Source organism: Kitasatospora sp. NPDC024654, from assembly GCF_055559155.1.
Window position 1 is genome coordinate 18,064 of sequence record NZ_JBVHLF010000002.1, and the last position, 21,792, is coordinate 39,855.

Below are 21,792 nucleotides of genomic sequence, written 5' to 3' on the forward strand. Positions count from 1 at the left end.
CTCGTACCACACCTGCGCGAGCGGCTTTTAGTGGGGGTTTTTCTTCCCCTTTTGTTGTTTCTTCGTGAAGGGGAGGGGGGGGGGGGGGACGCCCCCCCCCGGCCGCCCGCGCGCTTCCCCCTCCCGTACCTCGGTCAGAACCCCGACAGGCCGTTGGGCGTGCCGAGCCCGGTCGGGCCGTCCCAGCCGCGCCCGGAGACGCACAGCACCGTGCAACCGCTGTTCGCCGGCGCGTTCTGGCCGACCGTGACGTCGTTGAACGCCGAGGACGGCGCGGCGTAGAGGGTGTTGGGCCCCTCGACGTCGGCCAGGTGGCCGCCGCGTGCGTACAGGCCGGCGATGTACGGGCTGGACTGGCTGGTGCCACCCACCGCGAGCCAGCCCTGCTGCTGGCCGGAGAAGGGGGTGTAGTCGTCGTAGACGGCCGCACCGGTGGTCGGGTCGGCGTCGGCGGCGACGTCCGAACCGGCGCGGTGGCCGCGGCAGTTGGCCGACACGCTGGTGGGCTGGCCAAGCGCGGGCGGCAGTTCGGCGGCACAGCCGCTGCCGGAGCCGTCCCAGGCGACCTCGGTGTAGCCGCCCCGGCCGGCGCCGGGTGTGCGGTAGAGGGTGGTGCCGCCGACGGAGGTGACGGTGGGCAGGTTCTGCGGCCAGCCGGAGGGCGTTCCCTCGTATCCGCCGTCGCCCGAGGAGGCGGTTATCGCCATCCCCGGGTGGTAGAAGTCGCGGGCGGCCGCACCGAGGTCGAGGGTCGCGTCCGGACTGAACTGGTAGCTGACGCTGGCCGCCGACGCACCGAGCGCCGCCGCGGTGTTCATGGCGACGCCGAAGTCCTCGGCGGCCTGGTCCTCGCTGGTGGTCATGTCACGGTTGACCGTGATCTCCAGGATGTGGCAGGTCGGGCAGGCGGCGGAGGCCATGTCGACGTCCAGCGTGGTCTCGACGCCGACCTGCTCGTCGAAGTTCTTCTCGTCGGAGGTCGTGCCGGCGGCCAGCGGAGCGCCGCCGTGCTCGTCGACCTGCCTGAAGCAGCCGTTGGCCGTGGTGCACGCGGGCAGGCCGTACTGCGTGCGATAGGCGTTGAGGTCGGCCTCGAGGGTCGGGAACGCGCCCTCGTCGAGGATCGCGATGGTGTTGGCGGGGCCCGCGTTGGCGGCCGGCAGATGGTACGCGGCGGCGAAGTCCGCCGGTCCGTACCCGGCCGGGGCGCTGGTCGCGAGCGCCTTGGTCGACCCGGGCGCCACCGTGACGAGTTCGGCCATGCAGCGGTTCCGCGCGATGCCGGCGCACACCTGGACGGTTCCCCGGCCGGCGAGTTGGGGACTGGGCAGGCTTGCCGCCGAGCCGAGCCGCGGGCTCGCGGTGCTCTGCGCCTGGGCCACGGTGGCCGGCAGCACGAGCGGGCCGGCGGCTAACGCGCCGACCGACACCGCGGCCATGGCGACCTTGCGGAAGTTCATCAAAAGGGTTCCTCTCCCCTGGCGCACGGCGTGCCGACACGGTGATGCGCGGCGGCGAGCGCGGACGCGCGATTGTCGCGAGCATGCCAATACTCGCGTCGCGACGGCCGCTCGTCGCCGGTCATCAGCTGACCGAAGGTCAACATGGGCCCGCGCGCGGCCGCATGCGGTACGCGGACACTGCGTGACGTGTCCATGAGTAAAGTGCCGATGCCACAGTCACATCGCGGGACCGGCCACGTCAATAGGTGCCGCTGGTATCGCTCGCTCCGGCGCTCAGTGCACGCTCTGCGAGGCGGCCGCGCGGTCGGCGAGGTCGGCCAGGGCCAGCTGGTGGGCCGGCGGGTCGGGCAGCGCGATGTGCGAGCGGACCCGCAACTCCCGGCTGACGTGCAGCAGTTCGCCCGGACGCAGTAGCCGCCAGTGCGGGTTCTCGTCCATCCGCTCGCTCGCCACCACCACCGCGGGCACCTGCGCCAGCTCCCCCGACCGTACGTGCAGCCGCCCGCCCCGACCGCAGTGGTCGAGCCGACTGGTGCCGTGCAGACCGCCGGCCGGGCGTTCCAGCACGTACAGCTCGTGCGTGTCGGGATAGCGCAGCGCCCACATCTCCTCGGGCGTGATCAGCACCAGGTTGAGCGCGTAGAGCGGCAGGTGGGCGGCGATCCAGCGGGCGGCGGCGGCCAGCCCGGCGCCGACCTCCCCGCCGTGGTGCTCGATCGAACGGGTGATCAGTGCGAAGACCCGCTCGGAGTCGGTGTCCCCCTGCACCAGCGCGCGCGACTCGCCCAGCTGGGCCTCCAGCTCGGGCAGGCCCGCGACCACGCCGTTGTGCGCGAACAGCCGGCCGTGCTGGAGGAACGGGTGGGTGTTGCGCTCCTCCAGGCCGCCGGTCGAGGCGTAGCGGACGTGCGCCACGAAGGTGACCGACTCGACCTCGCGGCCCTCCTCGGCGAACGCGCGGTCCTCCCAGGCCGCGATCGGGGCCTTGTGCACGTGCGGCGTGCCGTCGGCGTCGAAGAAACCCAGCCCGGTTCCGTCGGGGTCGCGACGGCTCTGGGCGGCCAGGCTGTCCGGGGCGTCGAGCAGCCAGAAGGTGGCGCGCGTCCGCTGCGGAGCGCTGCTCATGCCGAACAGACGGCACATCCGTCATCACCTCGGGCCGGGGAAAGGTACGCGGTCTCCCATCATCACCGGGCCGGGTACCCGGAACCCGGGACGGCGCGCCCGGGATCACCCCGGTTGACCGGCAGGCCGCTCCCCACCACGGTGCCGACCGGGCACGGCGAACGTACCCTCGTGGCGAGGGTCCGGCCGCCGAGGACCGGTACGTGACTACAGGAGCGACCTCATGACGGATGACCAGCCGATTCTGGTGACCGGCGCCACCGGCAGCGTGGGCGGCGTGGGCAGGCGGGTGGCCGACGCGCTGCGACGGCGGGGCCTGCCGGTCCGCGCCCTCGTCCGGGTGGACGACGAGCGGGCCGAGGGGCTGCGCGCGCTGGGTGCCGAGGTCGTGGTGGGTGACCTGACCCGAGGTGCGGACGTGGCCCGCGCTCTGGCCGGCTGCGGACGGATGTACTTCGGGATGGGCGTGTCGTCGCAGTACCTGGAGGCGACGGTGACCGTGGCCGCCGCGGCCCGCCAGTACGGCGGCCTGGAGGTGCTGGTCAACATGTCCCAGCTGACCGTCTCGCAGATGGATCTCACCAGTACGGCCGAGTCGGCGCAGCAGCACGGGCACTGGCTGGCGGAACAGGTCCTGAACTGGTCGGGGCTGCCCGTGACGCACGTCCGGCCCACGGTGTTCATGGAGAATCCGCTCTTCCGGGTGTTCGCGTACGAGTCGATGACGAAGGACGGGACGATCCGGCTGCCGTTCGGGGCCGGTCGCACCTCCCCGATCGCGGCCGCGGACGTCGCGGAGGTCATCACGACGGTCCTGGCGGACCCCGCCCCGCACACCGGGCACACCTACGAACTGACCGGACCCGCCTCGCGGGACCTGACCGAGCTGGCGGCGGAGTTCTCCGCGGTGCTGGGCCGACCCATCAGCTACCTCGATCCGCCGTACGACGAGTGGGTCGAGCAGGAGTTGCGCCCGCTCGGGCTTCCCGACCACGTCTTCGAGCACCTGGCGACCATGGCCCGCCTGCACGCGCAGAACCGCTACGACCGCTCCACCGACGACGTCGAGCGGGTCACCGGCCGGCCGGCCACCGGAGTGCGGGAGTACGTCCTGGACAACCCCGACCTGTTCCCGCGCGGCGGCGCGCACTGACGTCGGAAAAGAGCCGGGCGAGCCGGCCGGGCGATCGGCCGGAGTCCGCTGGTTGCTCCATCAGTGAAGCGGCCGACCGGCCGCTCGGGAGGGGATCCGAGCATGAGCACCGCACGCACCCGCACACTCGTCACCGCGCCCCTCGTCCTGACCCTGGCCGGGACGGCGGCCTGCGGCGCGGACGCCAAGCCGGGCGCCGCACACCTGGCCCCCGGATCGCCGACCGCGGCGACCCCGGGCGGCGGCGCGTCGCCGATCGAGGTGACCCCGGCCGGGCTGCTGCGGAAGGTCAGCGACCGGACCGGCGCGGCCGAGTCGGCCGTGGTCGGCGAGACCGTCCAGACCCCCAGCGGGACGATCACCAGCAAGGGCTCGCTCTCCTGGGCGAACGGCGTGCAGGGCACGATGCAGACGCAACTGCCGGCGGCCCTCACGTCGAAGCTGGGGTCGAGCGGCCCGGCAGACATGGTCTACCTGCCCGACGCGGTGTACGTGAACATGCGCCTGTCCCCGGCCGTGACCGCACAGCTCGGCGGCAAGCACTGGTTGAAGTACGGCTACGCGGACCTGGCGACCTACCTGGGCACGGCGGGTGACTCGCTGCGGAACGGCTTCCGCAACGCCGACCCGGTCGCCGCGGTCCGCGCCCTGATCGCCTCCGGCAGGGTCACCGCGGACGGCACGGAGACCGTCGACTCCACGCCCGCCACGCACTACAGCGGCGACCTGTCGCTCGACGACCTGTCCGACAGCGCCGGCGCCGCCGACGGGCTGACCTCCGACCAGCTCGACGCGCTGCGCCAGCAGGTGCAGTCGCAAGGGATCACCAGCGAGCACATCGACGTCTGGGTCGACGGCGACGACCTGCTGGTCAGGCACTCCACCCGGACGCAGACCAAGAACGGCGAACTCGACCTCACCGCCGACTACTCCGACTACGGCACCCCGGTGCTGCCCAGCGCGCCGCCCGCGGACGACCTGGTGGACTCCGCGGCGTTGATGGAGCAGGCGCAGCAGTCCGGCGACAACTGACCGGTCACCGCGCCAGGGTGAGCCGATCATGTCAACACCCTTGTGGAGCCGTCCGGTGATCCTCTAGCGTCCCCCGCAGTCCCCCATCGCACTCCGTGGTGGCTGCTCTCCGGAAGGCGGACGGATGATCGTTCTCCTGGGCGTCCTCGTGGTGGTCGTCGGCTTCGCCACCAGGCGCAACCCCCTACTGGTCGTCGGCGTCGCCGGGGTGGTCACCGGGGCGCTGGGCAGACTCTCACCGGTCGGCATCCTGGACGCCTTCGGCACCGGCTTCGCCGGCAGCCGGTCGGTGACGGTCTTCGTCATCACGCTCCCCGTGATCGGCCTGCTGGAGCACCACGGGCTGCAGGACCAGGCCCGGACCCTGATCGCCCGGCTCGGGGGACTCACCACCGGCCGCTTCCTCGCCCTCTACCTGGGCATCCGTCAGCTGACCGCGGCGTTCGGGATCACCAGCATCGGCGGCCCCGCGCAGAGCGTGCGGCCGATGGTGGTCCCGATCGCGGAGCGGGCCGCCGAACGCCGGCACGGCCCGCTGACCGACCGGGCACGCGAGCGCATCCGTTCCTTCGCGGCCAGTGCCGACACGGTGGGCCTCTTCTTCGGCGAGGACTGCTTCCTGGCGGTCGGCTCGGTCCTGCTGATCACCGGACTGGTCAACACCACCTACCACGTCCATCTCGAACCGGCGGCGGTGGCGCTCTGGGCGGTCCCCACCGCCGCCTGCGCCTTCCTCGTCCACGGCTTCCGGCTGCTGCGCCTGGACCGTTCACTGGAACGGGAGTTGACGCTCAATCAACTGGCAACGGCCCGCACCCGCGAGGACGTTCGGTGATCAAGGTCGAGTGGTTCTACTGGCTGGTCGGCGCGCTCTTCCTCGTGATGGCCGCCCAGATGGCGCGGGACCGCAGCAATCCCCGGCGGTTCGGCTCCGCCGCCTTCTGGGGCCTGCTCGGCGTCTCCTTCGGTTACAGCTCCTGGGTGGCGGACCGGACCGCGCCCGCGGCGCCGCTGGGCGCCGCGGTGCTGGCCATGGTGCTGCTGGCCGGCCTCGGCCGGGTCGGCCGCGGCGAGCCACGGACCACCCCTCCGGCCGAACGGGCCGCCTCGGCCGCCCGGGTCGGCAACCGGCTCTTCCTGCCCGCGCTCACCGTTCCGCTGGTCGCGGTGGTGTGCGCGTCGGTCGTCAAGAACTGGCACCCGGGCGGCACCGCCCTGCTGCAGCCCGGCAGCGAGACCATCCTCGGTCTGGGCTTCGGCGCGATCACCGCGCTGGCGGTGGCGATGGCGGTGGTCCGCGAGCGCCGCGTCGCCACCCCACTGCACGCCGGCCGCGGCCTGCTGGAGTCGATGGGCCCGATCATGCTCCTGCCGCAGCTCCTCACCGTGCTGGGCGGCGTCTTCCAGGTCGCGGGGGTCGGCGCCCAGGTCGGCCGGATCACCACCTCCGTTCTCCCCGCGGACCAGAAGTACCTCGCGGTGGTCGTCTACTGCGTCGGCATGGCGGTGTTCTCGGCGGTCATGGGCAACGCCTTCGCCGCCTTCCCGGTGCTGACGGCCGCGGTCGGCTGGCCCGTCCTCGTCCAGCATCTGCACGGCCGGCCACCGGTCGTGCTGGCGGCCGGCATGCTCGCGGGATTCTGCGGCACGCTGGTCACCCCGATGGCCGCCAACTTCAACCTCGTCCCCGCCGCGCTGCTGGAGCTCAAGGACCAGTACGGTCCGATCAAGGCCCAACTCCCGACCGCCGCTGTGCTGTTGCTCTGCAACATCGCCGTCGTCGCGCTCTTCGCGTTCTGACCCGTCGGCACCTACCCGCCCGCCCGGGCCCTCGCCCGACCCGTCTTGGAGGTCCGCCGTATGACCAGGGTCCTCATCACCGGCTTCGAACCCTTCGACGGCGCCGAGGTCAACCCGTCCTGGGAGGCGGTGTCGCTGGTGGCGGCCGACCGCCCGGCCGGTCTGGAGATCACCGCCGTCCGGCTGAGCTGCGTGTTCGGCACCGCTCGCGAGGAGTTGCGGGCGGCGATCGAGGCCGTCGGGCCGGACCTGGCACTCGGCGTCGGGCAGGCCGGCGGCCGCCCGGACATCACCCTGGAGCGCGTGGCGATCAACGTCGACGACGCGCGCGTCCCCGACAACGCGGGCCACCGTCCGGTCGACCAACCGATCGTCGTGGGCGGTCCGGCGGCCTACTTCAGCACTCTGCCGATCAAGGCGTGCGTCGCCGCGCTGCGGGCGGCCGGGGTGCCCGCCTCGGTCTCCCAGACCGCCGGCACCTACGTGTGCAACCACGTCTTCTACGGGCTCATGCACCACATCGCCACCAAACTCCCCACCCTGCGCGGTGGGTTCGTCCATGTCCCGTTCACCCCCGAACAGGTGGTGGACCGCGCGGCCCCCTCGCTCCCGGTGGCACTGACCGCGGCGGCGATCCGGACCATCCTGCTGACCGCCGCCGCGACCCGGACCGACCTGCCGCTCGCGGCCGGAGCCACGCACTGAACGGAGGGCGCCGGAAAGGGACGTGGGAGATCAGCTGCCGGGCGTCCGGTTTCCCGGGCCGCCCGGCAGCTGATCTCCCGGAACGGTCGTCCGAGGGCTACGACCGGGGGACGGCTCGGATCAGTAGACGCCGGAGCCGGTGGCGATCATCTTGCCGACGGCGTCGGCCTCCTCGATCTGGTTGGTGACGAACTTCCACGGCACGGTGAAGTAGCCGTTGTCACCCCACGAGCTGCCCCAGGAGTTGGCGATCTTCACGCCCTGGTCGTTGTAGCCGACGATGGCCACCTCGTGACCGCCCAGCGGCTGCCCGGCCAGCTCCGAATCGGTCGGGTAGTAGCTGTAGTTGGCGGCGGTGGAGGCATCGATGTCCTCCAGGCTCTGGTACACCTCGAAGGCGAAGACCACGGGCTCGCCCTGCGCGAGCGAACTCTTCACCTCGTTCACCAGAGCGCTACCGGTGTCCAGGGCGGTGTAGCCGGACAGCTTCCAGTTGGCCGCGTTCGCGGTCTCGTTGGCGTCGGGCTGGGTGGTGTAGTCGAAGTCGCCCTGCCAGTAGTCGGCCTTGGTGTCGAGGCCCTGCGTGGTCAGGATGTCGAAGTGCTGGTAGGCGTAGCTGCCCTGGTCGTCGCCCTGGGCGATCTGCGCGTAGGTGTACATCGGGGCGTGCGGGGCGCCCTTGATGCCCTGCTCGCCCTCCATGATGCCGATGGCGGAGTAGTCGATCGCCCACGCCACGCACGACCCGACCTGGCCCTGATCGCCCACGGCGGGAAGGTAGTTGCTGAGGTCCACGCTCGCGGGCAGGTCGGCGGCGAGCGCGTGCGGGGCGAGCGCGGTGTGGGTGTGGTCCCGGGTCGGATCCAACAACGCGCCCAGTGCGTAGTGGTGGTGACGGTGCGCCGGGGAGGCGGGGGCCGCGTCGGCCGCGGGGACGATCACCGAGCTGAGCGCTCCGGCTATCGCCAGGACCGCGATGGCGCGGCCGTAGGTGTTCTTCTCTGTCACTGCGTTGTTCCTTCTGTTGTGGGGGGACCCGTTCGGGGCGGCATGTGGGGGCCACCGCGAAGCAGAGCCGAACAGCGGCAGTGGGCCGCCGAGTTGGAAGGAGAACGTGCTCGAAGCAGCGGTGCGGTTGGTCTCGCCGAAGCGTCAGGCCGACGAACCGCCACCTGCCCGGCGGAGGCGACGCCGCCGACCGGATGTGACCCACCATAGGCTTCCATGACGAGGCCATGCCAGTTCATCAACTGGACATGGCCGGAACACGACAGCCGCCGCAGGGCAGGACGCGGCGAGGTTTGCGAGGGGATTCCCTGCTCGACGCGCTACCCGGCGGACCGACCGACAGCGCAGCGGCGCCCGGCCGGCGCCGGAGAGCGGAACGGGGGCCGGCACGGCCACGTGAGCCGTGCCGGCCCCCGTTCCGGGACCGGTTGATCCAGCGCGCCGCGCGCTACAAGGTCCGCTCGAGGCGGTCCGCCACCAGCTTGATGAAGCGTGACGGATCGCTCAGCTCGCCGCCCTCGGCCAGCAGCGCCATGCCGTAGAGGAGTTCGGCGGCCTCGGCGAGACCGGTGTCCTCCCCGCGCTCGGTGTGCGCCTTGTTGAGGCCGCTCACCAGCGCGTGACCGGGGTTGAGTTCGAGGATCCGCTTGATCCGCGGGACGTCCTGGCCCATCGCGCGGTACATGCTCTCCAGCGCCGGGGTCACGTCGTGGGTGTCCGAGACGATGCACGCGGGCGAGACGGTCAGCCGGGAGGAGAGCCGCACCTCCTTGACGCTCTCACCCAGTCGGTCCGTCATCCAGCCGAGCAGCCCGGCGTACTCCTGCTGCCGCTTCTCGCGCTCGGTCTCGGCCTCCTTCTTCTCCTCGTCGGTACCGAGGTCGACCTCGCCCTTGGCGACCGACCGCAGCTGCCTGCCGTCGAACTCGGGGACGGCCTCGACCCACACCTCGTCGACCGGGTCGGTCAACAGCAGGACCTCGATGCCCCTGGCCCGGAACGCCTCCATGTGCGGGGAGTTCTCGATGGCCTGCCGGGACTCACCGGTCAGGTAGAAGATGTGCTCCTGCCCGTCCTTCATCCGCTCGACGTACTGCTTCAGGGTGGTCGGCGCCTCCTGGTCGTGCGTGGAGGCGAAGGAGGAGACGGCGAGGATGGCGTCCCGGTTCTCGAAGTCGCCGAGCAGGCCCTCCTTGAGGACGCGGCCGAACTCCCGCCAGAGCGTGGCGTAGCGCTCGGGGGCGTTGGCCATCATGTCCTTGATCGCGGACAGCACCTTCTTCGCCAGACGGCGGTGCATCAGCTGGATCTGGCGGTCCTGCTGCAGGATCTCGCGGGACACGTTGAGCGAGAGGTCCTGCGCGTCGACGACACCCTTGACGAATCGCAGGTAGCCGGGCAGCAGCGCCTCGCAGTCGTCCATGATGAAGACGCGCTTCACGTAGAGCTGGACGCCGCGCTGGTAGCCCTGGGTGTACAGGTCGTGCGGCGCGTGCGCGGGGATGAAGAGCAGCGCCTGGTACTCGAAGGTGCCCTCCGCCTGCAGCCGGATGGTCTCCAGCGGATCCGTCCAGTCGTGGCTGATGTGCTTGTAGAGCTCGTGGTACTCGGCGTCGGACACCTCGTCCCGCGAACGCGCCCACAGCGCCTTCATGGAGTTCAGGGTCTCCGGCTCGCGCGGGGCGGCGTCGTCGCCGTCCGCCGCTTCCGCGGCGCCCTCGGCGGCCATCCGGATGGGCCAGGTGATGAAGTCCGAGTACCGCTTGACGATCTCCCGGATCTTCCAGCCGGACGTGTAGTCGTAGAGCCGGTCCTCGGTGTCCACGGGCTTCAGGTGGAGGGTGACCGCGGTGCCCTGCGGGGCCTCGGCCACGGTCTCGATGGTGTACGTGCCCTCGCCGCTCGACGTCCAGCGGGTGCCCGTGCTCTCGCCGGCGCGCCGGGTCAGCAGCGTGACCTCGTCGGCCACCATGAAGCTGGCGTAGAAGCCGACGCCGAACTGGCCGATCAGGCCCTCGGTCACGGTCGCGTCCTTGGCCTCCTTCAGCTCCCGCAGGAACTTCGCCGTGCCGGAGTTGGCTATCGTGCCGATGAGCTGGACCACCTCGTCGTACGACATGCCGATGCCGTTGTCCCGCACGGTGAGCGTGCGGGCCTCCCGGTCGGCCTCGATGGCGACGTGCAGGTCGGACACGTCCGCACCGAGCGTGTCGTCGCGCAGGGCTTCGAGGCGCAGCTTGTCCAGCGCGTCGGAAGCGTTGGAGACCAGCTCGCGCAGGAACACGTCCTTGTTCGAGTAGATCGAATGGATCATCATCTGCAGAAGCTGACGCGCTTCCACCTGGAACTCGAACGTCTCAGCCGACATGACTCGATTCCTCCTCAGGTCACCAAGTGACGGGTTATGACCTGCAGCACTGTAGATCAACCGGCGGGCACTCAGCAGCACAACCGGCCACCTCCTGGTGAACGCCGACGCGCCCGCCGGCCGTTGGCCGACGGGCGCGCGAAGCAGTGCCGGAGCAGGCGCCTCAGCCGGCCGCCCCGGCCCCCGCCGGGAGCGCCCGCCCGCGCCCCGCCCGGCCGGGCCGGAGCAGGAAGGTCGCGCCGTACACCGCGGTCGCCGCCGCCATGATGCTGAAGCTCGGCGGCAGCGTGGGGAACTCGGCGCTCAGCAGCAGCCCGGCCCACAGCTCGCCGACCGCGAAGGCCGCGGACAACGCCAGCCCGCGGAACGGCCGTTCGGTCAGTCGCAGCGCCGCGCCCGCCGGCGCGGCCAGCAGCCCGAGCAGCAACAGCGAGCCCACCGCCTGGGTGGCCTCCCCCGCGCACGCCCCGACCAGCGCCAGGAACCCGAAGCCGAGCATCCGCACCGGCACCCCGCGGGCCGCCGCGACCGCCTCGTCCAGGGTCGCGAAGAGCAGCGGCCGGGCGATCAGCAGCAGCGCCAGGCAGCAGCCGCCGGCGATCAGCACGGCGACCGTGGTCGCGCTGCCGCCCAGGCCGAAGATCGAACCGAACAGCACGGTGGTCCCGGCCCCGCCCTGGCCGGCGCCGCTGCGCGAGGTGGTGTAGACGGTCAGGAAGAACGCGCCCAGCCCGAGGATCCAGGCGAAGGCACTGCCGATCACGACGTCGTCCGGCCGCCCGCGCCGACCCAGCCCACCCAGCAGCAGGCCGACCCCGATGGTCGCCACGAAGAGGCCGAGCCGCAGGTCGTAACCGCCGGCCAGGGCGGCCATCGCGCCGGTGAACGCGACGTGGCTGAGCGCGTCACCGGTGAAGATCTGCGCCCGCAGCACCAGGAAGTAGCCCACCAGCCCGCACGCCAGCGCGATGAACGTGCCGGCCAGCAGGGCGTGTTGGAAGAACGGTTGGGTCATGATGGCGGTACCGGCCAGCGAGCTGGTCACAGCGCACCCCCCGCCACCGCCGCGGTCGCCCGAGCGGTCCGTCCGGGCGACTCCCGTACCCAGCGCACCAGATGGGCCAGCACGTACCCGCCGAACGCGAAGGTCGTCACGAAGAAGCCCAGCGGGTACGGCTGGTAGTACGCGGCGAACAAGCCGAGCCAGCAGGCTCCGACGGCGAGCAGCACCGCGAGCAACAGCCCCAGCCCCGGCCGCGCGGTCAACTGCTGCGCGGTCGCGGCCGGTATCACCATCAACGCGAAGACCAGCAGCGTGCCGGTGATCTGGCTGGCCTCCGCGGTAGCCGCTCCCAGCAGCACCAGGAAGACGACGGAGAGCAGCCGCACGCGCACCCCGCGGCCGACCGCGACCTCCGGGTCGATCGAGGCGAACAGCAGCGGGCGCCCGATCAGCGCCAGCACCCCGAGCACCACCGCGGCCACCACCGCCAGCACCAGCACCTGGTCGCTCGTGATGCCCAGGAAGCTGCCGAACAGCAGCGCCTCCGGTCCCTCCAGCAACCCCTTGTAGAGGGTGAGGAAGAGGAAACCGCAGGCCAGCGCGAAGGCCTGGACGGTACCGGTGCCGGCCGACTCCTCCGCGCCGCCCGACCGGCCGCGCCGGCCGAGCGCGGCGATCACCAGCGCGGCGGCCACGCAGAAGCCGAAGTAGCCCAGCGAGACGCTCACCCCCAGCAGGGTGGCCAGCGCGGCACCGGGGAAGGCCGCCACCGAGAGGGTGTGCCCGGCGAAGGTCTGCCGGCGCAGCACCATGAACCAGCCCACCACGGCCGAGACCGCCCCCACGACGGCCCCGGCCCGGTAGGCGTTCACCATGAACACGTACGACCACATGTCCTGGAAGTCGGCGACCAGGTTCCAGGAGAACACCGGCCCCGACCCGTCAGCCAGCAGCGTCATCACCGTCTCCGCTCCGCTGCGCGACGACCTGGGGGACCACCGGCGTCGTGTCCGCGTGCCGGTCGCCGTGCCGCGCGGGCGCCTCCGGCTGTCCGACCACGACCAGCCGGCCGCCCGCGGTGCGCAGCACCTCGACCGGAGTGCCGTACAGCCGGGTGAGCGTCTCCGAGGTGATCACCTGCTCCGGCGTGCCGGCCACCGCGCCGCCCTCGGCCAGGTAGACCACCCGGTCCAGCTGGTGCAGGATCGGGTTGACGTCGTGGGCGACCATCACCACCGACACCCCCTCCTGGTGGCAGATCCTCCCCAGCAGCGCCGCCACGGCGCTCTGGTTCGGCAGGTCGAGGCTGTCCAACGGCTCGTCCAGCAGCAGCAGTCGGGGCCGGCGCACGAGCGCCTGGGCGATCAGCAGTCGCTGCTGCTCCCCGCCCGAGCACTGCCCGATCGGCCGGTGCGCGTACGCCGTGGCGCCGACCAGCTCGATCACCTCGGCGATCCGCTCGTGCTCGGCGCGCCGGCGCGCGGTGCGCAGGCCGGGCAGCGGGATCCCCCACCGGTCACCGTCCAGGCCGAGCCGGACCACGTCGATGCCGCGGATCCGCAGGCCGGGGTCGAAACTGCGCCGCTGCGGCAGGTAGCCCACCAGGGCGTTGGCGGCGCCGGGCTGGGCGCCGAGCACCCGCACCTCACCGGCCGCCGCGGGCAGCACCCCGAGCAGCACCTTGACCATGGTGGACTTGCCCACCCCGTTCGGGCCGAGCACGGCGGTGAACTCGCCCGGGCCGACCGTGAGGTCGACCCCGGACCAGAGGGTCCGTCCGCCCACCCGCACCGCCGCCCCGCGCAGCGCGAGCACCGGGTCGGTGCCCGGCGTGGTGGCCGGCGCCGTCGTGGGGTCCGTGCCGAGGACCAGCTGCCGGCTCATTTGCCCGTCGCCTGGTGCAGTGCGGCCTCGATGCCCTGGAGCTCCTGGGTCTGCCAGGCCTGGAAGGTCGCGTTCGCGGGAGCCAGCGTCTCGGTGACCGTGGCGACCGGGATGCCCTGGGCCTTGGCGGCGCTCACCTGGGCCATCACGTCGGGGTCGGAGTTCTGCGTGTTGTAGACGTAGATCTTGATCTGCTTGGTGGCGATCTGCTGGTCGATCAGGGCCTTGTCGCCGGCGGTCGGGTCGGTGCCCTCGCTCTCGGCGTCCAGGAAGGTCTCCGGGGTGAGCATCTTGAGGCCCAGGGTCTCGGCCAGCGGGGTCACGATGGACTCCGAGGCACCGATCGGCGTGCCCGCGTACTTCGCCTTGATGTCGGATTCCAGTTGGTTGTACTGGGCCAGCGTGGTGGTCTCGAAGGTCTGCTTCTGGTCGGCGAAGTACGCCGAGTCGGCCGGGTCGATCTTCTGGTAGTCGGCGGTTATCTGGTCGATCACCTGGTGGAGGCTGTCCGCCGAGTACCACTGGTGCGGGTTGTCCCCGGGCTTCTTGCCGAGCAGGTCACCGACCTTGAGCACGGTCCGACCGCTCACCTGGCTGTCGGCGAGCAGCTTGTCGGACCAGGCGTCGTAGCCGATCCCGTTGGTGATCACGAACGATGCGCCGGTGACCGTCCGGGCGTCGGCGGTGGTCGGCTCGTAGGAGTGCGGGTCGGTGTCCGGGTTGGTGACGATGCTGGTCACCTTCACGTGGTCACCGCCGAGCTGGCTCGCGATGCTGCCCCAGAAGTTCTCCGCCGCGGCGACCTGGATCACCTTGCCGCCGCCCGTGGAGCCGGCCGCGCTCCGCGCCGGGGAGGCGGTGGAGCAGGCACTCGTGGTCGCCGCGAGAGTCGCGACGGCGGCGGCGCCGATCGCCAGCCGTGCGACGGGCCGGCGGCCGGGACGGGACAGGGGGACGCGCATGGGGTGGGGACTCCTCGGGAGCGGCGGACCCCGACTGAGCGGTGTCCGGCACGGTTCGACACCACTCACGCTAGTCAGAAACGATTTTCAGAACCAGCCCAGCTGTCATAATGCTGATAATCATTACCAAAACTTGACGGACAACCGCAGCGGAACGGTCGTGACCAGCGCCAACGCGGCGAAGCCCAGCAGCACGAACCCGGCGGCCCTCGGCCCGCCGTCCCCCGGGGCCAGGTGCAGGGCCAGCGTCACGGCGGCGACCCCGATCGCGGTGCCCAGACCGCGGGTCATGTTGACCATGCCACCCCCGGTCCCCGCCGAGCCGGCCGGGATCGCCCGCATCACCAGGGTGTTGTTGGCCGGGATCAGCACCCCCAGTGCCAGCCCGAGCAGCGCCAGCGACCAGGGCAGCGTGCCGGCCCGCAGCGGCAGCGCCACGAGCAGCGCCAGCGCCACCAGACAGCCGGCCGCCCCGATCCGGCTGCGCCGCAGGTCGGACCAGCCCGCCGGGAGCAGCCGCTCGGCGGTGGTGGCGGCGACCGCGAAGCCGACCGGCAGCGCGGTCAGCACCAGCCCGGTGGTCAGCGGCGCCGTGCCGTGCCGGGCCAGCGCGACCGGAACCAGCACCAGCGGTCCGAAGAGCACCAGGTAGCCGCAGAGCCCGGCGAGCAGGCCCGGACCGATCCGCCCGGCCCGCAGCAGCGCGAGGTCCAGCAGCGGCCGCGGGCAGCTGCGCTGCCGTCGGACGAACGCCCAGCCGGCCAGGCCGGCGATCAGCACCAGCCCGAGCACCGTCCAGAGCGGCAGGCCGAGCCCGGAGGCCACTGAGAGCGCGAGCAGGGCCGCCGTGCTGGAGCAGGCCAGCAGCAGCACGCCCCGCACGTCTATTCGCCCGTGGTCCGCGCCCTGGCGGGTGCGCGGCAGCAGGTAGTGGCCGCCGACCAGGGCCAGCACACCGATCGGCACGTTGACCAGGAAGACCCAGCGCCAGCCCAGGGTGTCCACCAGTGCACCGCCGACGGTCGGCCCGAGTGCCAGTCCGAGCGCCTGGCCGGCGGCCTGGATCCCGAGCGCGCCACGCATCCGGTCCGCCGGCGCACTGGTGGTCACCAGGGCGACGCTGTTGGCCTGCATCAGCGCGGCACCCACCGCCTGCACCACCCGGAACCCGACCAGCGCGGCCAGCCCCGGTGCCAGGCCGCAGGCGGCCGAGGCGGCCGTGAAGACCGCGAAGCCGTACAGGTAGAACAGCTTGCGGCCGTGCACGTCGGAGAGCCGGCCGACCGGGACCAGCAGCGCGACCAGGGCCAGCAGGTAGGCCAGCGAGACCCACTCGACCCCGGCCAGACCGCTGTGGAACTCCTCGCGCAGCGGCTGGTAGGTGAGGGTCACGATGCTGGCGTCCAGCTGCCCCATGAAGGCACCGAAGCAGACCGTGGCCACCGCCAGCCGCCAGGCCGCGGGGTGCCGGCGGATCAGCTCCGGCCGGGGCCGCTCGGTGGTGAGCAGGGCACGCAGCCCGGGCACGGCAGGAGACGGGGGAACACGGTGCTCGCGCATGTGTTCAGATTACATCGGTCACCGAGCTATTCGATAGCAGATGCGTTCGCCCCGGCGGGAGGCCCGTCACCCGGCGCCGACCACCTGGACGGCGCACGTTCCCGCGACCCGCTCCCGATCGTGCGTTTGACTGGACGGCACCGCCCCCACCAACCCCGACCCGGGAGTCCCCATGGCCATCTCACCCGACCAGCTCTCCGACCCGACCGTCCGCGCCTTCGTCGGCGCGGTCAACAGCGGCGACCGCCAGGCCTTCTTCAAGCTGCTCGCCGACGGCGCCACGATGTCGGACGACGGCAGCGACCGCGACCTCGATGCCTGGGTGGACCGGGAGATCTTCTCCTCCAACGGCCGGATGGCGGTCGAGCAGGAGTCGAAGGACGGCCGGAAGCTGGTCGCCCGCTTCACCAACGAGACCTGGGGCGAGATGCGCACCCGCTGGCAGTTCGAGATCGCCGACGGCCGGATCAGCCGCTTCGACACCGGTCAGGCCTGAGGCCCGGCGGCGTTCAGGCCGCGCTGTACCAGTCCCAGGCCAGGTCCGCGTCCGGCAGCTCCAGGTGCCGCGAGGCGAGCGGGATCAGCGGCCGCTCGGTCCACACCGCGCTGTCGTTGCTCCGGATCCCCAGCACCGTGCGGGCGTGGTCGGTGTTGGAGACCAGGACCATCACCGTCTCCTTGCGCAACGTCTCGAACACCGCCGGATCCGGGTCCGCCAGCGCGGCCCGGATCCGCTCCCGGTCGGCCAGCCGCAGCCGGCCGGCACCCAGGTGACCCAGCGGCCGGACCGCCGCGGTGGACGGCGCCTTGCTCCGGGACAGCATGATCATCGGCATCAGGGTGGGCAGCCCACCCGGATCGGCCACCCCCTCCAGCTGTGCGGACCGGTAGACGGCCAGCCCCAGCAGGGTCCGGACCGCCTCCAGGTCGGCACCCGCCACCCGCGGATCGTGCCCGGCCGACCAGTCCGCCATCCGTCGCGCCCAGTACATCGCCACGTCCAGCGCGGCGGCCGGACCGAGCACCGCCGCGTCGGCCTCCCACCAGCGCTGCGGGTCGTCCTCCGCGGTCTCCAGCTCCGGCTCCAGCTCGTGCACGACGGCCTCCTCGCCTCGGTCTGCCCGCACCGAATCTAGCGCGGCCGACGGGTGCCCCGAGGGCCGATCCGGACAGCCGATCCCGACCGCCACCAGGCACCGCACAGCTGTACGGAGGCCCGCACACATGCCCGCATGTTCGAACACTCGTTCCCATTCGGGCGTACCCTGATGCCATGACCACTCACCTCCAGGGATCGCTCTTCGCGGCGGCCGACCAGCTCGGCCTCGGCCCGCTGAGCGCCGCCCGCCGGACGGTGCTCGGCCAGGGCGCGTGGCTGGACGTCCTGCCGGGCTGGCTGAGCGGCGCCGACGCCCTGTTCGAACACCTCGTCGTCCACGTCCCCTGGCAGGCCGAGCGGCGCCGGATGTACGAGCGGGTGGTGGCCGTCCCCCGGCTGCTCGCCCACTACGGAGAGGACGACCCGCTCCCCCACCCCGTGCTGGCCGAGGCCCGCGCGGCGCTCAGCGCGCACTACGCCGCCGAGCTGGGCGAGCCCTTCCGCACCGCCGGCCTCTGCTACTACCGCGACGGCCGGGACAGCGTCGCCTGGCACGGCGACACCATCGGCCGCGGCGCCCACGAGGACACCATGGTCGCGATCCTCTCGGTCGGCGAACCACGCCCGCTGCTGCTCCGCCCCCGGCACGGCGGCGGTCCCACCGTGCGGCGGTCGCTGGGCCACGGCGACCTGCTGGTGATGGGCGGCTCCTGCCAGCGCACCTGGGAGCACGCGGTGCCGAAGACCGCCCGACCGGTCGGCCCGCGGATCAGCGTCCAGTTCCGCCCGCGCGACGTGCGCTGACCGCCCGTCACCCGTTCGGGGGATGCCACGGTTGTCAATCCCCTGTAGCCGTGGAGTCCTCCGCTGTGCGGCCTTGGCCTCCTGACGGGCCTCGGCTCGTGCCTTGCTGATGATCCGTTCGAAGTCCACGGGCGGTAGGCCGCCAGCCGCGCTGTGCCGTCGGCGGATGTTGTAGAAGCCCGTGATCCAGGTCGCGATCTTCAAGCGGGCTTCGGTCCGGGTGGCGAAGCGGTGCCGGTGGATGTGCTCGACCTTGATCGTGGAGTGGAAGCTCTCAGCCGCCGCGTTGTCCAGCGCCGACCCGACACGTCCCATGGACTGGACGACGCCGAGCCGATCACACAGGTGGTTGTAGGCCTCACGGCTGTATTCACCAAGTTCAACCAGTCGTTGCAACACTGTCTGCCAGGAGCATCGTGACGGCGGCGGCGCCACATCGGGCGCGAGGGGTCATCGGTGGCGGCGTCGGAAGACGACCATCCGCAGGACGGTGAAGCGCACCACGGTCACCAGGGCGAAGCTCGGTGCGAGCACCAGGAGCTCCGCCGCTGGTGAGGCGGCGGGCCGGTAGTGCCGGAAGAGCAGGACAGCGCCAGAGGTGACCAGGTACGCCAGGACGAACAGGCCACCTGCGGCCAGGTGCGCTTGGAGGGCCCGGACCGCGGAGCCGCGGAAGGTCAGCCGGCGGTTGGCCTCCGTGTTGAGGACGGTGACGACGAGCAGGGAGGCGAAGTTGGCCAGGACGGGCGGCGACCAGTGGCGCAGAACCCAGTACAGCAATGCCTGGGCCACCGTGGAGGCGACGCCGATCCCGACGAACCAGCACACCTCCCTGGTCGGCACCGTGCGGCCGGGCCGGGCGGAGGCACTGCACCGTGTGCTGAGGCGTCGCACCCCACCATCATGAGGCCACCGTGTGGGGACCCGTCGAGCCCTGCGGAGCGCCGGTTCGACCGTTCGGCTGGCGACGGACACCCGCATGCACGCCGGACACGGAAAGCCGCCCCGACCTGTGCCAGGTTGGAGCTGACGACCTGACGGGCACTGACGGCGTGCCGGAGCTCGAACCACCCCTTCGAAAGCCGGCCCGGGGACAGCGGAGGCAGCCGATGGACAGTAGCGGACGGCCGCCGGCCCCGGGCTCCGACGGGCCGCGGCGCCCGAGTTCGGACGAGGGGCACGCGCGGGGGCGCCTCGAACGCGTTCGCGCCGCCGCGGCGGCACGGACCACCGAGGCAGCCGCTCGTGCCCGGGCCCTCGTGCGGCGAATCGAGCAGACCCCTGCGCCCCCGGGGCCGTTCCGTCCCGCCTTCTGGCGCAGCCCCATCCGCGGGCCCTGGCTGACCTCCGTCTTCGGCCTGGTGCTGCTGATCGGCATCCCGGTCCTCTTCGTGACCGGCGCGCTGTCCTACGCCGCCTACAACCCCGGCCTCGGCGCACTCAACGACCAGACCCCGGACAAGGGCCTGCTGGGCTTCTACCTCTTCGACTGGCCCACACATCCCTACTGGCTCTACCGGCTCACCCAGGGCGTGCACGTGACCCTCGGCGTGGTCCTGGTGCCGGTGGTGCTGGCCAAACTGTGGTCGGTGATCCCGAAGCTCTTCGAGTGGCCGCCGGCCCGCAGCGCCGCCCACGCGCTGGAGCGGCTGTCACTGCTGGCACTGGTGGGCGGGGTCGTCTTCGAGTTCGTCACCGGGATCCTCAACATCCAGCTCTACTACATCTTCCCCGGCTCCTTCTACACCCTGCACTTCTACGGCGCCTGGGTGTTCATCGCCGCCTTCGTCGTCCACGTGTGCCTCAAACTCGGCCGGATGACCCGCGCGCTGCGCTCCCGCCACCTGCTGACGGAGCTGCGCACCGGCCTCGACGACACCCGGCCGGAGCCGGCCGACCCGGACGGCCTGGTCCCGATCGAGCCCGCGGCGCCGACGATGGCGCGGCGCGGCGCACTCGCCATGGTGGGGGGCGGATCGCTGCTCCTCCTGGTGGTCACCGCGGGACAGAGCATCGGCGGCCGGCTGCGGAGCACCGCCCTTCTCGCGCCGCACAACCGCGACCCGGGCGGTGGCCCGAACGGCTTCCAGGTCAACAAGACCGCCGCGGCCGTCGGCGTCGCCCCCGCGCACGTCGGCCCCGACTGGCGACTGGAGATCCACGGCCCGGGGCCGACGCTCGTCCTCACCCGCGCACAGCTCCTCGCGATGCCCCAGCACGCCGCCGCCCTGCCGATCGCCTGCGTGGAGGGCTGGTCCACCTCCGACCAGCACTGGCGCGGCCTCCGGCTGACCGACCTCGCCACCCTGGCGGGCCTACCCGACGCCGGAAGCGTCCTGGTGGAATCCGTCCAACCACCCGGCCCCTACAGCTCGGTGGTCCTGCGGGGCAACCAGATCCACGACCCCCGATCGCTGCTCGCCCTGCGCGTCAACGGCGCGGACCTCTCGCTCGACCACGGATACCCGGCCCGCGTCATCGTCCCGGCCAACCCCGGCGTGAACAACACCAAGTGGGTGCACCGACTCACCTTCAGGACCTGACCATGACGCGCTTCGTCCGCTGGTACGGCTCCAGCCCCCTCCACCTCCTCGTCCTGATCGCCTCGTTCGCCCTCACCGGCTACGCCCTGGTACGTCTGTTCGCCGTCCGCCCGCTCGAGGTCGCGATCTGGTTCGTCGGGGCGGCGATCCTCCACGACCTGATCCTGCTGCCCCTGTACTCACTCGCCGACCTGTCGGGACAGGCCGTCCTGCGGCATCGAGCGCCCCGCGTACCGCGGGTGCCGTGGATCAACTACCTGCGCGTGCCGGCCTTCCTCTCCGGCGTTCTCCTGCTCGTCTGGTTCCCCCTCATCCTCGACCTGTCGATCCCCTACCCCGATGCCGCACGACTGCCCGAAGGCATCTACCTCGGCCGCTGGCTGGCCATCACCGCCGCGCTCTTCGCCGTCTCCGCGCTGGCCTTCGCTCTCAAGCTCCGCCGCGTCCGGCGGGCCGCCCGCGCCGACGAGGAACGACCCGCACCAGGTCACGGCGCCGCACCGTGACGACCGACGAGGACGGGCCGTCCCACACCGGGGAGGACCCCTACGCACTGGCCCTGCGAACCGGTCACGAACCGGTGTACCTGCGCTTGGGGGACGGGCGCCGGATCCGGATGCCGGTGCACCGCTGGTTCGCGCAGCCCACCGTGGCCGACGAATTGATGCTCGAACACTGCGTCGGCCCCGTTCTCGACGTAGGCTGCGGACCAGGCCGGCTGTGCAGGGCGCTCCTGGGTCGCGGGGTCTTCGCGCTCGGCGTCGACGTGACCCCCCGCGCGGTGGCCCACACCACCGCCCTCGGCGGAATCGCACTGTGCCGATCGGTCTTCGACCGGCTACCGGCCGAGGGAGACTGGCGGACCGTCCTGCTCAACGACGGCAACATCGGCATCGGAGGCGACCCGCGCGCCCTGCTGTGCCGCTGCATTCAGCTCACCGCCCCAACGGGTGTCCTCCTCGTCGAGGCCGACCCCGACGATGATGTCGAGGAGCGCTGCACCGCCCAGCTCGAAGACAACCACGGCCACCAGGGCCCGCCCTTTCCCTGGGCACGCCTGGGAGCACCAGCGCTCCACAGGATCGCCGAGGACTTGGCGCTCAGCGTGACCGACCAGTGGAGACGCGGCAACCGATGCTTCCTCGCCCTCGGCCGCCAGGACTCGACCTCGGGCCGTCGTCGCTGAGGCGGGGCTGCCCACGCCGGCCAGACGCCGAGCGCGGCACCGGATCGTGCCACCCGGTCGGCGCAACCGCCGGCGGCCGGCACGTGCGATCCACCGA

General features: G+C 72.0%; 21 protein-coding genes and 1 pseudogene. 10 read left to right on the top strand and 12 right to left on the bottom strand.

Annotated features, from left to right (window positions below; genetic code table 11):
• Positions 1–134 precede the first annotated feature (134 nt).
• Both ACZ38L_RS01320 and ACZ38L_RS01325 read right to left on the bottom strand, forming a co-directional pair.
• Positions 135–1,460, bottom strand: a complete 1,326-nt coding sequence (locus ACZ38L_RS01320; RefSeq protein WP_465688065.1) for a S53 family peptidase — start codon at positions 1,458–1,460, stop codon at positions 135–137.
• 276 nt (positions 1,461–1,736) lie between these two features.
• Positions 1,737–2,606, bottom strand: coding sequence for a class II glutamine amidotransferase (locus ACZ38L_RS01325; protein ID WP_465688067.1), 870 nt, complete (start codon positions 2,604–2,606; stop codon positions 1,737–1,739).
• 205 nt (positions 2,607–2,811) lie between these two features.
• Between ACZ38L_RS01325 and ACZ38L_RS01330 the strand changes: the two genes are divergently transcribed.
• From ACZ38L_RS01330 to pcp, 5 genes are all read left to right on the top strand, one after another.
• Positions 2,812–3,741: an NmrA family NAD(P)-binding protein gene (locus ACZ38L_RS01330; RefSeq protein WP_465688069.1), complete on the top strand. Its 930-nt coding sequence runs from the start codon at positions 2,812–2,814 to the stop codon at positions 3,739–3,741.
• A 102-nt stretch (positions 3,742–3,843) separates the two neighbouring features.
• Positions 3,844–4,773, top strand: a complete 930-nt coding sequence (locus ACZ38L_RS01335; protein WP_465688071.1) for an SCO4651 family lipoprotein — start codon at positions 3,844–3,846, stop codon at positions 4,771–4,773.
• 124 nt (positions 4,774–4,897) lie between these two features.
• Complete coding sequence (locus ACZ38L_RS01340; RefSeq protein WP_465688073.1) at positions 4,898–5,608, top strand: DUF969 domain-containing protein; 711 nt, start codon at positions 4,898–4,900, stop codon at positions 5,606–5,608.
• Complete coding sequence (locus ACZ38L_RS01345) at positions 5,605–6,573, top strand: DUF979 domain-containing protein (RefSeq protein ID WP_465688075.1); 969 nt, start codon at positions 5,605–5,607, stop codon at positions 6,571–6,573. The genes ACZ38L_RS01340 and ACZ38L_RS01345 overlap by 4 nt, the downstream gene beginning before the upstream one ends.
• A 60-nt stretch (positions 6,574–6,633) precedes the next feature.
• Positions 6,634–7,278 (top strand): pyroglutamyl-peptidase I, encoded by a 645-nt coding sequence (gene pcp, locus ACZ38L_RS01350; RefSeq protein ID WP_465688077.1) that lies wholly within the window; start codon positions 6,634–6,636, stop codon positions 7,276–7,278.
• Between the two features lie 120 nt (positions 7,279–7,398).
• On the opposite strand, the gene ACZ38L_RS01355 is transcribed toward pcp, so the two are convergent.
• From ACZ38L_RS01355 to ACZ38L_RS01385, 7 genes are all read right to left on the bottom strand, one after another.
• Positions 7,399–8,286: a C1 family peptidase gene (locus tag ACZ38L_RS01355; protein WP_465688079.1), complete on the bottom strand. Its 888-nt coding sequence runs from the start codon at positions 8,284–8,286 to the stop codon at positions 7,399–7,401.
• A gap of 448 nt (positions 8,287–8,734) precedes the next feature.
• Complete coding sequence (gene htpG / locus ACZ38L_RS01360; RefSeq protein ID WP_465688081.1) at positions 8,735–10,654, bottom strand: molecular chaperone HtpG; 1,920 nt, start codon at positions 10,652–10,654, stop codon at positions 8,735–8,737.
• Between the two features lie 163 nt (positions 10,655–10,817).
• Positions 10,818–11,699, bottom strand: a complete 882-nt coding sequence (locus tag ACZ38L_RS01365) for a metal ABC transporter permease (RefSeq protein WP_465688083.1) — start codon at positions 11,697–11,699, stop codon at positions 10,818–10,820.
• Positions 11,696–12,616, bottom strand: a complete 921-nt coding sequence (locus ACZ38L_RS01370; protein ID WP_396559512.1) for a metal ABC transporter permease — start codon at positions 12,614–12,616, stop codon at positions 11,696–11,698. The genes ACZ38L_RS01365 and ACZ38L_RS01370 overlap by 4 nt, the downstream gene beginning before the upstream one ends.
• Positions 12,600–13,541 (bottom strand): metal ABC transporter ATP-binding protein, encoded by a 942-nt coding sequence (locus ACZ38L_RS01375; protein WP_465688086.1) that lies wholly within the window; start codon positions 13,539–13,541, stop codon positions 12,600–12,602. Before ACZ38L_RS01375 ends, ACZ38L_RS01370 begins: the two co-directional genes overlap by 17 nt.
• A complete protein-coding gene (locus ACZ38L_RS01380; RefSeq protein WP_396559516.1) occupies positions 13,538–14,503 on the bottom strand; it encodes a metal ABC transporter solute-binding protein, Zn/Mn family in 966 nt (321 codons plus the stop codon). Before ACZ38L_RS01380 ends, ACZ38L_RS01375 begins: the two co-directional genes overlap by 4 nt.
• 123 nt (positions 14,504–14,626) lie before the next feature.
• Positions 14,627–16,063, bottom strand: a complete 1,437-nt coding sequence (locus ACZ38L_RS01385; RefSeq protein WP_465688089.1) for an MFS transporter — start codon at positions 16,061–16,063, stop codon at positions 14,627–14,629.
• A 172-nt stretch (positions 16,064–16,235) separates the two neighbouring features.
• Here ACZ38L_RS01385 and ACZ38L_RS01390 point away from each other — a divergent pair, with 172 nt between their 5' ends.
• Complete coding sequence (locus ACZ38L_RS01390; RefSeq protein WP_396559520.1) at positions 16,236–16,559, top strand: nuclear transport factor 2 family protein; 324 nt, start codon at positions 16,236–16,238, stop codon at positions 16,557–16,559.
• A gap of 13 nt (positions 16,560–16,572) precedes the next feature.
• Here the strand turns inward: ACZ38L_RS01390 and ACZ38L_RS01395 are convergent, their stop codons facing one another.
• Positions 16,573–17,160, bottom strand: coding sequence for a hypothetical protein (locus ACZ38L_RS01395; protein WP_465688091.1), 588 nt, complete (start codon positions 17,158–17,160; stop codon positions 16,573–16,575).
• Between the two features lie 176 nt (positions 17,161–17,336).
• On the opposite strand from ACZ38L_RS01395, the gene ACZ38L_RS01400 reads away from it, so the two are divergent.
• Positions 17,337–17,966, top strand: a complete 630-nt coding sequence (locus ACZ38L_RS01400) for an alpha-ketoglutarate-dependent dioxygenase AlkB (RefSeq protein ID WP_465688093.1) — start codon at positions 17,337–17,339, stop codon at positions 17,964–17,966.
• Positions 17,967–18,095: 129 nt separating this feature from the next.
• Here the strand turns inward: ACZ38L_RS01400 and ACZ38L_RS01405 are convergent.
• Both ACZ38L_RS01405 and ACZ38L_RS01410 read right to left on the bottom strand, forming a co-directional pair.
• Positions 18,096–18,401 (bottom strand): annotated as a pseudogene (locus tag ACZ38L_RS01405) (integrase core domain-containing protein); the annotation flags it as partial.
• 15 nt (positions 18,402–18,416) lie between these two features.
• Positions 18,417–18,860, bottom strand: a complete 444-nt coding sequence (locus tag ACZ38L_RS01410) for a GtrA family protein (RefSeq protein WP_465688095.1) — start codon at positions 18,858–18,860, stop codon at positions 18,417–18,419.
• A 215-nt stretch (positions 18,861–19,075) separates the two neighbouring features.
• Between ACZ38L_RS01410 and ACZ38L_RS01415 the strand changes: the two genes are divergently transcribed.
• From ACZ38L_RS01415 to ACZ38L_RS01425, 3 genes are read left to right on the top strand one after another with little or no spacing between them, the layout of a single operon-like run.
• A complete protein-coding gene (locus ACZ38L_RS01415) occupies positions 19,076–20,509 on the top strand; it encodes a molybdopterin-dependent oxidoreductase (RefSeq protein WP_465688097.1) in 1,434 nt (477 codons plus the stop codon).
• A gap of 2 nt (positions 20,510–20,511) precedes the next feature.
• Entirely contained in the window at positions 20,512–21,015 is a 504-nt protein-coding gene (locus ACZ38L_RS01420; RefSeq protein WP_465688099.1) for a hypothetical protein, read from the top strand.
• Entirely contained in the window at positions 21,012–21,695 is a 684-nt protein-coding gene (locus ACZ38L_RS01425) for a class I SAM-dependent methyltransferase (protein ID WP_465688101.1), read from the top strand. Before ACZ38L_RS01420 ends, ACZ38L_RS01425 begins: the two co-directional genes overlap by 4 nt.
• The last annotated feature ends 97 nt before the right edge of the window (positions 21,696–21,792 follow it).